Genomic DNA, 16,928 nt, shown 5'->3' with positions numbered 1-16,928 from the left:
CTATAATTATTTAATCATATATTTTTATATTTTTTCTGTTATTTTATTTAAAAACTTAATTTCGTCACTGTTTAAATATTTTGATAACTTTTCTCTCACTATTTCATGATAATTATTTATCCAATTTATTTCTTCTTCACTTAAAAGCTCTTTATTTATACCCTTTGTATCTATTGGACAATATGATATAACATCAAACTTATAAAACTTTCCAAATTCTGATTCTTTATCTTCTACAACAAGCATAGTATTTTCTGTTCTTATTCCATGCTTACCTTCTTTATATATTCCAGGTTCATTTGTTATAATCATTCCTGGTTTTAATACTACATTATTTGGAACTTGGCTTATACTCTGAGGCCCTTCATGAACATTTAAGAAAAATCCAACACCATGACCTGTTCCACATTTATAATCTATTCCTTTATTCCATAATGGTTCTCTAGCCTTTATATCAATATTTGAACCTGTTGTTCCATCTAAAAACTTTGTAGTTAGTAAATTTATATGTCCCTTTAAAACTAATGTAAAATCATCCTTCTCCTCTTGTGTAAGCTTTCCAAGTACAAATGTTCTTGTAATATCAGTAGTCCCATCTAAATATTGTCCACCTGAATCAACTAAAAAAAGGCCTTCTTTTTTAAGCTCATAATCACTTACCTTGGTCGCACTATAATGCATCATAGCAGCGTGTTCTTTATAACCTGCAATTGTATTGAAACTTTCCCCTTTAAAAAATTCACCAAAACTTCTAAACTCCTTTAGCTTTTCTGAAGCTGATATTTCTGTAATCTTTTCTTTTCCAACATTATTTTCTAACCACATTCTAAACTTAACCATAGCTACTCCATCTTTTATTTGGCATCTGTTTAGATTTTCTAATTCTATTTTATTTTTTATAGCCTTTAATTTTGTTGTTATATTTAAACTTTCTATAACCTTACAATTAGAATTTATATTTTCATATATAAGTGAATTAATTTTTTTAGGATCAATAAGTATATTTCCTTCTAATAATTTAGTATCTTCAATTATTTTATTGTAATTTTTAATATATATATTATCCTTTTCTAATTCATATTTAATTTTCTCTGAAACCTTCTCTTCATCTATATAAATATAAGCTTTATTCTTTTCAATAATTGAATAACTTAAAAATACAGGATTATATAAAATATCATTTCCTCTAAGGTTATAAAGCCAAGCAATATCATCTAATGATGATATTATATAATAATCAACATTTAAAGAAGTCATCTTTTCTCTTACTTCTTGTAACTTTTCTTCTCTACTTTTTCCTGCATATTTTACATCATGAATAAATATATTTTCATTTGGTAGGCTTGGTCTATCTTCCCAAACATATTGAAGTAAATCTTCATCTATTTTTATTTTAAATAAATTACTTTTTTCAATTTCTTTAAAGGACTTGTAGTCATTTACTGAAAATACTTTTCCATCAAAAGCTAAAACCTCACCCTTTTTAATATTTTCTTTAATCCATTCATTTAAAGTTGGATATCCTTCTATTCTCATTTTGAATAATTTTATATTAGAATCCTTTAGTTCTTTTTCTGCTTGAATAAAATATCTGCCATCAGTCCAAAGTATAGATTCCTTTAATCCAATAAGTAAAGTTCCTGCTGACCCTGTAAATCCTGACATAAACTGTCTTCCTTTAAAATAATCACTTACATATTCACTACCATGTGAATCTGAACTTGGAATAATATAATAATCTATCCCCTTTTTCTTCATTATTGCTCTAAATTTTTCTAATCTATTTTTTATAAGATTATTCATAAAATCGCCCCCATTTTATATAATTATTGTATTATCTATTTCATCAATTAACTTTTTAGATTTTTCTAACCTAGATAATATTCTATATATAGTAATAAATACTAACTTATCTTTCTCATCTACAACAGAGCTAAATTTACCTTTTATATACTTTTCTAAATTCATAACTTCATCTAAATCTAAAATTAACTCATTATTATTAAAGCTATAAGCCTTACTTAAATTAAACTTAAAGTCTTCAATAATATTACTTTTTATTTTATTTTTAAAAATATAAAAATAAAGATAATACATATCATTATTTAAAAATCTTTGATTATATACAAATTCATTAACACATTTTAATTTATATGTACTATTATTAATTATTATTTTACTTTCAAATAGTTTAGAAAGCAAAACCTGTTCATCTATATAAGTTGTCAATTTAGCATTTATTTTCTCTTTGCACCATTTATATACCATATTTAAACTAATTTTATAGTATTGCTTACTTAACATATCTATAGAATCTTTTAAGCTGTAAGGAAATATATATTTGCTTCCAATATACCCTACAAGTATACCAATAACCATAAAAATAAATCTATAAAAATCCCCGCTTACTGGTGCATTAGTTATAATAGAAAATACTCCTAAACTAACTGTAGTTGTACATATAGTTTTTATAGTAAAATCTAATTGTATAGAATAAATATAATAAAATATAGCAAATATAAATACTTCCAAATAAAAACTTCCTACAAATATATCTATTAAGCTAAATATTATTATACCAACAATAGTTCCTTTAAATCTTTTAGTGAATCTCTTTTGACTATCTTCTATATAAGGTTGTACTACTGTAAATATAGTAAAAGTAATCCATTTACCTTCTGGAATTTTAAATAATTCTACAATAAAATAAGATACAGATAAAAGGAAAGATAATCTAAAAGCATATGTAAATTTAATTGATTTTCTAAAATTATATTTAAAAATATTTTTTATTTTAAATTTATTAAATGATGAAAATACATTTTTTATTTTAACCCTCTTTTTGTTCTTTAAATCAATTAAATTTGTTAGGGAAAATTTAAGCATTTCAATATTTTGTAATATATCATAAAACGAATAATTATCTTTAAAATATTTAGAATACTTATTTGAAAAACTTTCTATATCAATAGTAAATTTTGAATAATAATTATCTTTTTTTATATAAATTTTCATTTCATTTATTAGATTTACTAAATCACTTAAAAATTCTTCTTCTTTACTACAATTAGTTAATTTAATTTTATTTATAGAATTACTTAATCGTTCTAAGCAAACTGATAAATTCAAAAGAATACTGTCATTATCATCAATATAAAAAAAGGAAGTTCTTCTATTATAAATAGTAGCTACTATACTATCTAAATATGTAGTTACCTTTAAATTTTTATTTTCTAATCTATCTTCCTTATTTGCTTTTAATCTTTTAGTTTCTAAAATATCTTCATTTTTTAAAGTGCTTATTTCATTTAAAATACTATCTAATAGCAATATAAAATTAGACTTTATTTTGTCTTTTGACTTATCTTTATTTAAAATTAATTGGCTAACTATTATAAATAATGAACCAACAGCTAATGCAATCAATCTTTCTTTAAATTCATAAAAGTAATTAACTGGTTTAACTAAAAGATATAAATATCCAAGAACAAAAGGAATCCAAATAGACATTATTAAGTCTGAAACAAAATTATATGTAATAAAAAATAATGCAAAAAAGTTTATAAATAACCCTAAAAATATATTAAAAGTAGCAATATAAGAAAATATACCTATATATAAAAAAGCCACTAAAAATATTAATGAATTTTTTATTGGATTAGCAGTTAAATCTTTATTCAATAAAGTTAATGCTCCTTTAACTACTGCAACACCTACAAATGCATTTATATTTCCAAGAAAGAACCAGTAAGAAAGAAAAACTATAACTCCAAGAATAAATATTATAGTTTTTAAAAAGTATTCATTCTTCAAAACTTTTTGCATACTTTATCACTCCAAAAATATATTTATTATTTAGAAATTATAAATATATTTTTTTATAATTCAACCATTCATTTAATAAAATGTAACATTATATATATTAAGTTAATTATTAAATTTATATATTGTATAAAAAGATTTTCTAACATTTATCATATATATAAATAGTTATTTTCTTTATATATTTAAATAATAAAATATAATATAAAAATGTATTTATAAAATAAAAAAGCCCACTATCTATAAAAATAGTAGGCTTTATTTTATTTAAAGTCTTTTAAAAGTGCTGCAAATGGATTGTTTATATCCTCTTGTGCTTCCTTTTGCATCTTCTTCATTATTTTATTTACTTCTCTTTTATTCACTTTATCATTTTTATTAAATCTTTTCTTAAATACTGATTCTTTTTCTCTAAAATTACAATTTTCTCCTGGGCAAACATATATTTTCCCTTCACCAGCCCCTCTAAGTTCTAATCTCTTTTTACACTCAGGACATCTTGCATTTGTAAGTCTTGCTATATTTTCTCTATGACCACATTCTCTATCTTGACATACATACATCTTTCCTTGCTTTCCTTTAACTTCAAGCATATACTTACCGCATTCTGGACACTTTTTACCAGTTAAATTATCATGATGAAATTTTGAATTTTCTTGTTTTACTGCTTCCACAAGAGCTATTGAATAATTTCTCATTTCCTTTGTAAACTTCTTTGGATCTTCTTTTCCTTTTGAAATTCTATCTAAAGCAGCCTCCCACTTTGCTGTAAGAAGTGGTGATTTAAGTTCACTTGGTACAAGTTCTATAAGCTGTTTTCCTTTTGATGTTGGGTAAATTTCTTTCCCCTTCTTCTCTATAACAAATGAATTAAATAATTTTTCAATTATATCTGCTCTTGTTGCAACAGTACCAAGTCCACCTGTTTCTCCTAAAGTTTTAGAAGAAGCTTTATCAACTTGTATATATTTTTGTGGATTTTCCATTGCTGATAAAAGAGTTCCCTCATTAAATCTTGCTGGTGCCTTAGTTTCAGAAACTTTAACTTTAACATCTAAAATTTTTAAGCTATCACCTTTATTTATTTTTGGAAGCTCTTGTTCTTTTATATCCTCTTTATCATCCTCATCTTCTCTATCAAATACCTTTTTCCACCCTTTTGATTTAATTACTTTTCCTTTTGCTATAACTTTTTCTCCATTTATCTCTCCTTCAAGAGTTGTTTGAATATATTCAAATGGAGGTAATAATACTGATAAAAATCTTTTAACAACTAAATCATATACATGTCTTTCATCTGAACTTAAATTTGCTAAATTACTCTTTTCCTCTGTTGGAATTATAGCATGGTGGTCTGATACCTTACTATCATCAACAAAACTTTTATTTGCTTTTATTTTACCCTTTAAAAGCTCTGTTGCTATAGCTCTATATTCTCCAAATGCTATTCCTTTAAGTCTATCTGGAATAGTAGATACTATATCTCCTGATATATATCTTGAATCTGTTCGTGGATAAGTTAAAAGTTTATGATTTTCATAAAGTCTTTGCATTATATTTAATGTTTGCTTTGCAGAATATCCATAAATTTTATTACAATCTCTTTGAAGCTCTGTTAAATCATAAAGCTTTGGTGAATAAGTCTTTTTATTAGCTTCTTTAATATCAACTATTTTTATTTCACCATTTTTTATTTTTAATGATACTTTATCTTTAAAATCAGCATTAAATATTCTTGAATTATTATCTTTATTTACCCAAGTAAAATTACATTTATTTGTTTTTATATCTATTGTGTAATATTCCTTTGGTTTAAAATTTTTAATTTCCTCTTCTCTTTGTACTATCATAGCTAAAGTTGGTGATTGTACTCTACCTGCTGAAAGCTGAGCATTATGCTTGCAAGTTAAAGCTCTTGTTACATTAAGTCCAACAAGCCAATCAGCTTCTGCCCTACATTCTGCAGCATGAAAAAGATTATCATATTCTTTTCCATCTTTTAAATTTTTAAATCCATCTTTTATAGCCTTATCTGTCTGAGATGATATCCAAAGTCTCTTGAGAGGCTTTTTAACATGAGCTTTTTCAATTATCCATCTTGCAACAAGCTCTCCTTCACGTCCTGCATCTGTCGCTATTACAATTTCTCCTACATCTTTTCTATACATTTGCTCTTTAACAATTTTAAATTGCTTTCCACTACCTTTTATAACCGTAAGCTTCATATGCTTTGGAAGCATTGGCAATGTTTCCATATTCCATGCTTTCCATGCTGGATTATATCCTTCTGGTGCATCTAAAGTTACTAGATGTCCTAATGCCCATGTTACTATATACTTTTCTCCTTCTAAATATCCATTCCCCTTTTTATTACATTTTAAAACTCTTCCAAGTTCTCTTCCTACTGAAGGTTTTTCTGCTAAAACTAATATTTTACTCATATAAATTCCTTTCAATCTATATTAAAAAGTTATTTTCTACACTATTTAACATGATAACTTAATATTTAATTCTTATTATTTCATTATAAACTAAATAACAATTAATACAAAATTTTTAATTATCATTATACTTTTCTTAATAACAAAAAATTTTACTAAATACAGATATTTTAAAATTCTACAACAAAATTATTTATTGCACTTTTTTAAATATAAATTCTTTTTAAATATTTGAATATTTTGTAATTAATGTTATAATAATCCTAAAACAAGGAATAATTTAATATAAACTTGTAGCATAATTTTTTATTATTTTATAATTATTAATTATTTAAAAAGGAGGAGATATTATGACAGCTTCTGTTAAAGAAAATATTAATATGGACATAATTGATAAAATTGATATTAGAGTTGGAACAATAAAATTAGTTGAGGATATTGAAAAATCAAAAAAATTAGTTAAACTAACTGTTAATTTTGGTGAATTTGAAAGAACTATATTAGTAGGAATGAAAGGCGAAAGAGAAAATCCTAAGGAAATCGAAGGTCAACAAGCACTATTTATAGTTAATTTACCTCCAAAGAAAATGGCAGGTGAAATTTCAGAAGGTATGCTTTTTGATATTGGATATGCTGATGGAATTACCCCCGTTTTAGCACAACCTGAAAAACCAGTTCCTAATGGAACAAGAGTTGGTTAGAACTTAACATAACATTAAAAAATATTATTTAATGTTATATAAAAATATTTTAAAATAATATTATATAGTATTAATAAAAATAACAATTAACTAAAACCTTTTTAGTTTTCCATGATACACATTTTAATATAATATCAATAAAAAATAACCTAATAAGTAATTTTTAAAAATTACTTATTAGGTATTTAATTAAAACTTTTACTAATAATCTGTTCTTAAATTATCCTTTGTCCAATATTCAAAAGCTTTTAAACATTCACTTTTATCTAAAGCTTCCAAATCTATTATTTTTTTATCATTACAATCTTCTTTTAAAAACTTTAATATATGCTCATCTCTAAAGCCAATATCTCTAGCATCTTGAACTGTGCATCCATAATACACTTTTGATATATTAGCCCAAATAATAGCTGACATACACATAGGACAAGGTTCTGATGTTGTATATAATTCACATCCACTTAAGTCAAAAGTATTAAGTTCTTTACAAGCTTTTCTTATAACGTTTACTTCACCATGAGCAGTAGGATCATTATCTTTAATTACAGTATTATGAGCCACAGCTATAATTTTTCCATCCTTAACTATTGCTGCACCAAATGGACCTCCTTCGTGATGCTTCATTCCATCCATGCAACTTTCAACACATAAATTCATTATCTTATCTTTTTCCATATTCATACCCTCTTTATCTTAATTATTATATTAATTATTAAATTATTTACATATTAATATTATACTTATAATAATTTATTTTTAAAATATGGCTAATAATTTTATGCATCTTTCTTTAAGCTAGCCATTAATATTTTCTCAGCTGTCATAGGTAAGTCTCTAATATTAACTCCCATTCCATTATATATAGCATTTGCTATTGCTGGAGCTGGTGTATTAATAACAATTTCACCTATTGATTTAGCTCCAAATGGACCCGTTGGTTCATAACTACTTTCAAATTCTACTCTTACATTACCAACATCTAATCTAGTTGGTAACTTATATTGCATAAAAGTATCATTAATCATTCTACCATTCTTGTCATAGTTTATATCTTCAAGTAATGCCATACCAATACCTTGCACTATTCCACCTTCTGCTTGTATTCTTGCAAGTGCTGGATTTATTACTGTTCCACAATCAACTACTGAAACATAATCAACTACTGATGTTTTTCCTGTTTCTTTATCAATTTCAACTTCAACCAATCCAACCATAAATGGTGGTGGTGAAACTGGACTTGAATGTGATACAGAAACAACAATAAATTGTCTATCCCCTACAATTAATCTTTCAGAAAGTTCTTCTAAAGAAATTTCTTTGCTTCCATCTAAAGCTTTTATTGTTTTTCCATCAAACTCAACTTCTTCTGGAGTTAAATTTAATTCTTTTGCTCCCTCAATGCAAATTCTTTTTCTCATTTCCTCACAAGTTTTTACTACAGCCATTCCTGTTACATAAGTTGTACTTGATGCGTAAGAACCAACATCATATGGTGACATATCAGTATCAACACCACTTACTGTAACATTTTCTATAGGGCAATCAAGACATTCTGCTGCCATTTGAGTAAATATAGTATCAGAACCTGTACCCATATCAGATGATGCGAGCATTAATTGATAAAAACCTCCATCACCTAATTTTATTTCAACAGAAGCTTTATCTATATTTTCTATACCTGAACCTTGCATAGTTATTGCTACACCTACAGATCTTACTTTATTATTTCCAATATCTTTATATGGATATTTTTCATCCCACTTAAATATTTCTTTAGCCCTCTTTAAACACCTATCAAGAGCACAACTATTAAGAGTTTCACCATGATATGCAGGAAGATATTCTCCTTCTTTAACCATATTTATTTCTCTTATTATAGTAGGATCCATATTAAGCTTTGCTGCTAATTCATTTATTATAGATTCAACAGCAAAGAATCCTTGAGTTGCACCATAACCTCTAAATGCACCAGCTGCCATTGTATTAGTATATACAACTTTATAATCAAAATTATATGCCTCTACTCTATTGTATACTGTTAAAGGCTTAACTCCAACTAACTCTACAACTGTAGGTCCTTGTTCTCCGTAAGCACCTGTATTTGAAATAACTGAAATATCAAGTGCTTTTATTACCCCATCTTTATTTGCTCCTAACTTAACTTTTAATTGCATCGCATGTCTACTAGATGACGCAGTAAATGTTTCTTGTCTATCATAAATTATCATTGCAGGTTTCCCTGTTTTTAATGTAACTATGGCAGGATATATTTCGCAACATAATGTTTGCTTAGCTCCAAAACCTCCACCAATACGTGGTTTAATTACTCTTATTTGTGATTTTGGTATATCTAATGCTCTTCCTAAAATTCTTCTTAAGTGAAAAGGGATTTGTGTTGAACTAACAACTACTAATCTTCCGTAACAATCATAATGAGTAAAAGCTCTCATTGTTTCCATCATAGCTTGTGCATTAGCTTTTGTATTATAAGTTTCCTCTAAAACTATATCACATTCTTTTAGTACCTCATCAACGTTACCTTTTTTCATATTACCTGATGCACATATATTTCTCTTTTGGTCTGTTCCAAAATCAAAATGAACAAAATAGTCATCCTCATCATGTATTACTATATCATTATCTATAGCTTCTATTGGGTCAAATATAGCTTTCAACTTTTTATATTTTACTTTAATTAATTTCATTGCTTTATCAACTGATTTTTCATCAATTCCAGCTACTATAGCAACAGCATCTCCAACATGCCTAACTCTATTTTCCAAAATTAATCTATCATATGGAGCTGGCTCTGGATATGACTGCCCTGCAATTTGAAACCTTTTATTTGGTACATCTTCATAAGTTAGTATACACTCTATACCTGGAACCTTCATTGCAATATCTTTTTTTATTTCTAATATTTCAGCATGTGCATGTGGGCTCCTTAAAACTTTAACTATTAAAGGATTACTTGGTGCTATATCCTCAGTATAAACAGGTTTTCCAGTAAGTAATGACATAGAATCTACTTTTGCATAGCTCTTATTTACTATTTTCATTTACTTAACCTCCTTGCTATTTAAATACTTCTTAATAGCTCTAAGTTGTCCCATGTATCCTGTACACCTACAAAGATTTCCAGATAAATATTCTTTTATTTCTTCTTCTGTAGGGTTTACTAATTCTTTTTTCATGGCTAATACATTCATAATAAATCCTGGACTACAATATCCACACTGTTCTGCACCTTCAGCTGCCATGAATTTTGCAAACTCACTTACTTGATCATTTAAGCCTTCTAATGTAAAAATATGTTTTCCATTCATTTTAACAGCTAATGTTGAACATGATAAAATTGGTTTTTCATCAGCCCAAACAGTACATAATCCACAATTTGATGTATTACAACCTCTTTTTACACTTAAATATCCTTTTTCTCTAATAAAATCTATAAGTAATTTATCGGCTTCTATGTCATCAGTATAAAGTTTATTATTAATCCAAATTTTAGTAATCATACATAATTACCTCCAATTAATTCTTGTATACCTCTTTTTACGAATACTTTAGCTAGAATTTCTCTATACTCTTTAGATCCTCTCATATTACTTCCAAATACTAGCTCTGAAACTACTTTATCGCAAGCAATTTCTATTTCTTCTTTTGTTGGATTATTTGATAACACTTTTGATGCTTCTTTAGCTATTTCAGCTCTATTAGGTCTTCCACCAACTACAATTTTCCAATTATCACCTATTTTACTTAATGAAACTATTAAAACTGGTAAATCAGTTTCTGAAAGCCTATGAGTAAAATATATATTTTTACTTTTATTCTTTTTAACTATTATTTTTTCTATTATATCTTTTTCATAAGGTAACTTTGAAAATTCTTCTAAAGATATAATTCCTCTTTTATGTGAAACTACATAACTATCTAATGTTAAAAATGCAGCTAAAACATCTGAAAAACCAAATCTTGAATATATACTTCCTCCAACTGTTGCTAAATTTCTAAATTGAACTCCAACAATATGTTTAACAGATTCTTTAAAAATATCTTGAAATTCATCGTTTAAAGCCTTGTTTAATTCTAAATCTCTAAGTGTAACCATAGACCCAATATGAAATTCATCATCTTTTTCTTCTATTTTATTTAAATTTAAGCTTGATAAATCTATAGCTGTATTTATATTCTTTTTTCCCATTTTAAGCCATAAAAGGCCTCCTAGAATAGTGTTTGTCTTGTTTTTGCTTAATATTTCATAAGCCTCTTCTAATGAGCTTGGTCTTACATACTCTTTTATAGTAAACAAACAAATCCCTCCATCACATAAACTTATATTTTATTTTTCTAGTCTTTTTCTTCTTAAAATGGCTTTTTTAGTTGCATTAAATATTTTATTATATCCTGTACATCTACATAAATGTCCTGATATTTCTCTTCTTATTTCTTCATCTGTATAATCTTTTCCACTATCAACTAAAGCAGTTGTTGTTAGAACTAAACCTGGTGTACAGAAACCACATTGAACAGCCCCTTCTTCAATGAATGCTTCTTGCACATCTGAAAGCTTACCATTTTTCTCAAGTCCCTCAACTGTTTTTATTGTTTTTCCGTCTGCCCAAGCAGCTAAATAAATACATGAATCTGTTGGAACACCATTTACTAAAACAGTACATGCTCCACATTCACCAACAAGACATCCTTGTTTTACTCCTGTTAAATGTAATCTACTTCTCAATACTTCTGATAAAGATTCCCTAACATCTATTTCTAATTCATATTTTCTTTCATTTACTGTAAATGATATTTTTCTTTTTAAACCCATGATTATTCACCTATCCTCTCGCTGCTCTTTCTACTGATTCTTTTATTGCTCTATATGTTAATTCATCTATTAAATGCTCTTTATATTCTTTAGATGCATTCCAGAAATCTATAGCTCTTGATGATTTTAAAGCTAACTTTCCAAGCAACTTCATGTTTTCATCATTAACTTCCATTCCTTTTGCTTCACATTCAGCTATTTCACATCTTATTGGAACAGGCCCTGACACTCCTAATGCTACTCTAACATCAACAAACTTACCATCTTTAACTTCTACAAGTGCTGCAACACCCATAAGAGCTATATCCATAGCGTTTCTACTAGCAAATTTAATATAATTACCATATTTATTTTCATAATCTTTCTTCTCTATAATTATACTAACTAATATTTCATCTTTTCTTATATTAGTCATTCCAGGTCCTTTATAGAAATCCTTTACGCTCAGTATTCTCTCACCTGATTTTGATTTAAGTTTAACTTTGCTATTTAAAGCAAAAACAGTTGGTGCACTATCTCCTGATACTGCTCCATTACATATATTTCCACCAATTGTAGCCATATTTCTAATTTGTGGACCTCCCATTGATACAGCAGCCTCTGCTAAAATTGGAATGTGTTTATTTATTATCTCACTTCTAAATATGTCTGAGAAAGTTGCCATAGCTCCAACTTCAATTGATTCATCTTCAAGTATTTTTATTTCATTTAATCCTTCAATATCTCTTATACTTATTAAATTTAAAGATTTGAATCTTTCTTCATGAAGCTTTACAAGTACATCAGTTCCTCCTGCTATTATTGTTAAATTATCTTTTTCATCTAATAAATTTAATGCCTCTTCTAATGTTTTAGGTTCTAATATTTCATTTATATCATACATACTATTTCGCCTCCTATATAAGTCCAACTTCTTTAAATTTTTCAAATACTGATTGTGAATCCATTGGTAATTTATTAAATGCTACACCAGTTGCATTTAATACTGCATTACGAATTGCAGGTGCTGGAGAAATTGTTGTATTTTCTCCTAGTGATTTTTGACCAAAACTTGATGTTGGATCATAAGTATCTACAAATTCACATTTTATTTCTGGAGTATCCATTATTGTTGGTAATTTATAATGTAACAAGTTATTATTTATTACTGCTCCAGTTTCTTTATCTATTATGAATTTTTCAGATAAAGCAAATCCTAAAGCCATACTTACGCCACCATGAACTTGTCCTTCTGCTAACTTTTTATTTAAAATTTTTCCTGAATCATGTAAATTATATAAATCTAAAACTTTTATTTTTCCAGTTCTTATATCAACTTCAACTTCAACAAAAGTTGCACCATAAGCTATTGCATTATTTTGAACCTTAACAGTTAAATCACTTGTTATAGGTGCATATTTAACTTTGTTATAATATGCTTCAAGTGCAATTTCTTCTAATGGATATAGTTCTCTTTTTGTTCCTTTTTCTATTACTTTTGCATCAGCTATATCTAAAAGACTTGCATCTAAACCACATTTATCGCTTGCAATTTCTAAAACTTTTTTCTTAACTTCTAATGCAGCTTTTTTAACAGCTTGACCTGCTATAAATGACTGTCTTGATGCATATGATCCTGTATCAAAAGGAGTAACATCTGTATCTTGTTCTGAAACTAAAGTTACCATTTCAAATGGTATTCCTATTGTTTCAGCAACCATTTGACTAAATACTGTATCACTACCTTGTCCTATTTCTGTAGCTCCAACTTGAACTTGAACTGAACCATCTTGATTCATTACTATTCTTGTTCCTGCAGCCTCAAGAGATACTGGCCATGTACCTGAGAAATAACTAAATACTGCCATTCCAACTCCTCTTCTTATAGGACCATCTTGATTTTTATATAACTCTCTCTTTCTATCCCAATCAATTAATTCTCTACCTCTTTTTACACATTCAGGTAAACCAAATGTACGAACAACAAGTCCATTATCTGGATCTACATGTCCTTCTTTTATAAAGTTGTTTAATCTAAATTCAACAGGATCTAAATTTAAATCCTTACATATATCATCTACAAGTGATTCAATAACAAAACACATTTGTGGTATACCATATGCTCTCATGGCACCAGCTACTGGTAAATTTGTATATATTGTTTTTGGACGATATTTTTCAGCTTTTATATTATAAAGAGGTCTTATTTTACTTCCTGCACTCATTGCAATTGAATGTCCATGTGATGCATAAGCCCCATTATTTACAAAATTCTCTATATCATAACCTTCAATTTTATTATCTTTTGATATAGCTGCTTTTATATTAACTCTCATTGAATGTCTTGTTCTAGTTGCAACAATTGCTTCTTCTCTACCTAGTTGAAATCTAACTGGTCTTCCTCCTACAGCTAATGACATTGCTGCTGTTAAAGGTTCAATTATAACATCTTGCTTTCCACCAAAGCCACCACCTACATATGGCTTTATTACTCTTACTCTACCAATAGGTAAATTACAAGCTTTTGCAACTATTCTTCTTGCAATATGTGGTATCTGTGTTGAAGAAATAACTAACATTCTTCCTTTTTCATCAATCTTTGCCATTGCATTATGAATTTCCATTTGACAATGTTGAACTATTTGAGTTTCATATTGTCCACCATATACTTTATCAGCATTTTTAAAAACTTCATCCGGATCTCCGACTGTTATACCAAAATCACTAACTATATTATTAGGTCTTTCATCATGAATAACTGGAGCTCCAGGTTTTATAGCTTCCTCTTGATCTACTAAAAAAGGTAATACTTCGTAATCTACTTTTATTAATTTCAAAGCTTTCTTTGCTGTAAGCTCATCTACAGCTATTACAGCTGCAATAGAATCTCCAACAAAACGTGCTTTATCTGTAAGTAATTGATAATCTTCTATATCTCTATGACTTGGATCTAATGAATATGGATGTCCTGCTGTTGGAAATTTAGTATTTGGTACATTTTTATATGTTAATACTGCTTCAACGCCTTCTAAGTTTTCAGCTTCAGTAGTATCAATATCTTTTACCTTTGCATGTGCATAAGGACTTCTTAAAACCATCCCAACAAGTGCATCCCTCTCAAAATAATCTGAACAATACTTAGCTTTTCCTGTAACTTTAGCTACTGCATCAACTCTATTTATACTTTTACCTATTAAATCATAAGCTTTACCCATTTTTCTACAATCCCTTCTGTAACTAAAATAATTAGTTTATTTATTCATAATACTCATTATATTTAATTAATTGCTTTAAATTCCTTGTATTATACAAATCATTATTCCCCTTAATATTTAATTAAGGGGCCAATGATTCATCTTTGTATTTACCTTTTAAACATTAGATATTTTAATTTAACTTTTAATTTAAGCTAATTTCCCCTCATCTAATGGTTTATGTTTCAATTTATATAAATTGTATAAATTAATTAATGCTATAAGCCCATTTGATACTGATATAGGATAAGCTCCTACTATAATCCCATATATTACAAATAAAACGCATCCAATAGTATTGATTATTCTAAGTTTCACTATAGATGTCATAATTAATGATACAACTATCATAGCTGATGCTATATAACCAATCCATTCAACAAGTGTACTATTCATATTTTAAATTCCTCCACCTCATAATATTTTTATTATGTTTCTTAAAATTTTATTTCTTTAAGATATATAAATAGATGTGGTTCTAATTTTTTATTATGTCTACACTTTGCGAGCAATATGTTAATTAAATGTGTATCTAAGTTTAAAATAAATTAATTAATTTATTTTTTATATGTGCTCATGCTTTAATTAATTTATAAATACAAAGCTTTATTAATTTTTAAATTTATTCGACTTGTTTTTTATACTTACTTGCTAGAAATAATACTATACAAGCTAATACAACATTAAGCCATTGAGTAAGTTGAATAAATATATTTACTTTGCTTATTGTCAAATTTATAGCTATACAAGCTACTGCAATAGTAAGTATTGTCCAATATTGAATACTTATACCATCAGCATTTTTTAATTTTATTAATTTATATATTTGTGGTAAAAATGAATATATTAAAGTTATACTTCCTAATAATTGAGCAATATTTCCTACTAATTGTAAATCAGGCATATTTAACATCTCCTATCCACATAATCTACTTTTTATTTTTTTCTCTTTTTTCTTTTATACTAAAATGAACAATCAATACAGTGCTAAAAACAGCAAATATAACGTTTACACTTTGAGTTATTAATTGTACTTTTGGAACATTACATATAAATTGATTTAAACATATACATGTTATTCCAAAAGTCATAATTACCCAATATTGTATACTGTTATTACCTGGGCTTTTAGTTTTTAAAAGAGTATAAATTTGTGGTAGGAATGAATATATAATTAATATACCTCCTATTATATTCATAACTGTTCCAAATTTGATTAAACCGCTCATAGCTCCCTTATTTCTAAAACCTTTACTTTAAAGGTTAACCCTTTTAGAAATAAGTCCCTCCCTTCAAAAGTAAATTTTTATTATAATAATTATTTTAAATTTTTAACTTAGCTATTTTAAAATTTAATCTATAAATTATTTTATAAAAATTATTTATTATCTCTACAATAAATTGTTGGTACTGCTGCATAAACTGCTGCACATCTTACTAAATCAGCTTTCCATGTTTTTTCATTTGGAGCATGTGCTTCTTCTTCTTTTCCTGGTCCAAATCCTATACATGGTATTCCGTATCTTCCCATTATTGAAACTCCATTTGTTGAGAATGTCCATTTATCAACTTTTGGTGTTCCATACATTCCTTCATATGCTTCAACCATAGCTTTTGTTGCTGGTGCATCTTCTGGAATTACCCATGTTGGGAAATAACAATCTGTTGGGTAAACTAAGTTTGTCCAACTTGGTCTTTCATATTTGTACATTGTTACTTCTGCTCCATATTTTTTAACGAATGGTAAGCTTCTAACTTCTTCTAATGCACTTTCGTATGTTTCTCCATCTGTTAAACGACGGTCTAATGAAATTGCACACATATCTGCTACTGCACAACGTGATGGTGAGTTATAGAATATTTGTGATACTGTAACTGTTCCTTTTCCTAAGAATGGATC

Annotated in this window: 15 protein-coding genes; 1 reads left to right on the top strand and 14 read right to left on the bottom strand. The window is 27.3% G+C overall.

The window, feature by feature from the left end; genetic code table 11:
* Positions 1–24 precede the first annotated feature (24 nt).
* From AC4FQ1_RS00075 to AC4FQ1_RS00065, 3 genes are all read right to left on the bottom strand, one after another.
* Positions 25–1,803, bottom strand: coding sequence for an aminopeptidase P family protein (locus tag AC4FQ1_RS00075; protein ID WP_491168584.1), 1,779 nt, complete (start codon positions 1,801–1,803; stop codon positions 25–27).
* Between the two features lie 15 nt (positions 1,804–1,818).
* Positions 1,819–3,825: an FUSC family protein gene (locus AC4FQ1_RS00070; RefSeq protein WP_491168583.1), complete on the bottom strand. Its 2,007-nt coding sequence runs from the start codon at positions 3,823–3,825 to the stop codon at positions 1,819–1,821.
* A gap of 260 nt (positions 3,826–4,085) precedes the next feature.
* Entirely contained in the window at positions 4,086–6,263 is a 2,178-nt protein-coding gene (locus AC4FQ1_RS00065; protein WP_491168582.1) for a DNA topoisomerase III, read from the bottom strand.
* Positions 6,264–6,613: 350 nt separating this feature from the next.
* Here AC4FQ1_RS00065 and AC4FQ1_RS00060 point away from each other — a divergent pair, with 350 nt between their 5' ends.
* Positions 6,614–6,964: a tRNA-binding protein gene (locus AC4FQ1_RS00060; RefSeq protein WP_303129562.1), complete on the top strand. Its 351-nt coding sequence runs from the start codon at positions 6,614–6,616 to the stop codon at positions 6,962–6,964.
* 201 nt (positions 6,965–7,165) lie between these two features.
* On the opposite strand, the gene AC4FQ1_RS00055 is transcribed toward AC4FQ1_RS00060, so the two are convergent.
* The 11 genes from AC4FQ1_RS00055 to AC4FQ1_RS00005 all read right to left on the bottom strand — a co-directional run.
* The gene (locus AC4FQ1_RS00055; protein WP_303129561.1) at positions 7,166–7,639 is read right to left on the bottom strand and encodes a nucleoside deaminase; all 474 of its coding nucleotides are present in this window, start codon (positions 7,637–7,639) and stop codon (positions 7,166–7,168) included.
* Between the two features lie 101 nt (positions 7,640–7,740).
* A complete protein-coding gene (locus AC4FQ1_RS00050) occupies positions 7,741–10,023 on the bottom strand; it encodes a xanthine dehydrogenase family protein molybdopterin-binding subunit (RefSeq protein WP_303129560.1) in 2,283 nt (760 codons plus the stop codon).
* Positions 10,024–10,482, bottom strand: a complete 459-nt coding sequence (locus AC4FQ1_RS00045) for a (2Fe-2S)-binding protein (RefSeq protein ID WP_303129559.1) — start codon at positions 10,480–10,482, stop codon at positions 10,024–10,026.
* Positions 10,479–11,279 (bottom strand): FAD binding domain-containing protein, encoded by an 801-nt coding sequence (locus tag AC4FQ1_RS00040; protein ID WP_491168581.1) that lies wholly within the window; start codon positions 11,277–11,279, stop codon positions 10,479–10,481. Before AC4FQ1_RS00040 ends, AC4FQ1_RS00045 begins: the two co-directional genes overlap by 4 nt.
* 30 nt (positions 11,280–11,309) lie before the next feature.
* Complete coding sequence (gene xdhC, locus AC4FQ1_RS00035; protein WP_303129557.1) at positions 11,310–11,795, bottom strand: xanthine dehydrogenase subunit XdhC; 486 nt, start codon at positions 11,793–11,795, stop codon at positions 11,310–11,312.
* A gap of 10 nt (positions 11,796–11,805) precedes the next feature.
* On the bottom strand, positions 11,806–12,678 hold the full coding sequence (gene xdhB, locus AC4FQ1_RS00030) for a xanthine dehydrogenase FAD-binding subunit XdhB (protein ID WP_303129556.1): 873 nt from the start codon (positions 12,676–12,678) through the stop codon (positions 11,806–11,808).
* A 13-nt stretch (positions 12,679–12,691) separates the two neighbouring features.
* Positions 12,692–14,989, bottom strand: coding sequence for a xanthine dehydrogenase molybdenum-binding subunit XdhA (gene xdhA, locus AC4FQ1_RS00025; RefSeq protein WP_491168580.1), 2,298 nt, complete (start codon positions 14,987–14,989; stop codon positions 12,692–12,694).
* A gap of 189 nt (positions 14,990–15,178) precedes the next feature.
* Positions 15,179–15,424 (bottom strand): YgjV family protein, encoded by a 246-nt coding sequence (locus tag AC4FQ1_RS00020; RefSeq protein WP_303129554.1) that lies wholly within the window; start codon positions 15,422–15,424, stop codon positions 15,179–15,181.
* A gap of 226 nt (positions 15,425–15,650) precedes the next feature.
* Positions 15,651–15,932: a PQ-loop domain-containing transporter gene (locus tag AC4FQ1_RS00015; RefSeq protein WP_491168579.1), complete on the bottom strand. Its 282-nt coding sequence runs from the start codon at positions 15,930–15,932 to the stop codon at positions 15,651–15,653.
* 25 nt (positions 15,933–15,957) lie between these two features.
* A complete protein-coding gene (locus AC4FQ1_RS00010) occupies positions 15,958–16,257 on the bottom strand; it encodes a hypothetical protein (protein ID WP_491168578.1) in 300 nt (99 codons plus the stop codon).
* 149 nt (positions 16,258–16,406) lie between these two features.
* Positions 16,407–16,928, bottom strand: a 522-nt coding sequence (locus tag AC4FQ1_RS00005) for a M20/M25/M40 family metallo-hydrolase (RefSeq protein ID WP_491168577.1), incomplete at its 5' end; no start/stop codon positions are given.

It is taken from the genome of Clostridium sp. TJA020 (assembly GCF_058310295.1).
This window is presented reverse-complemented; position numbering and strand designations above follow the sequence as displayed.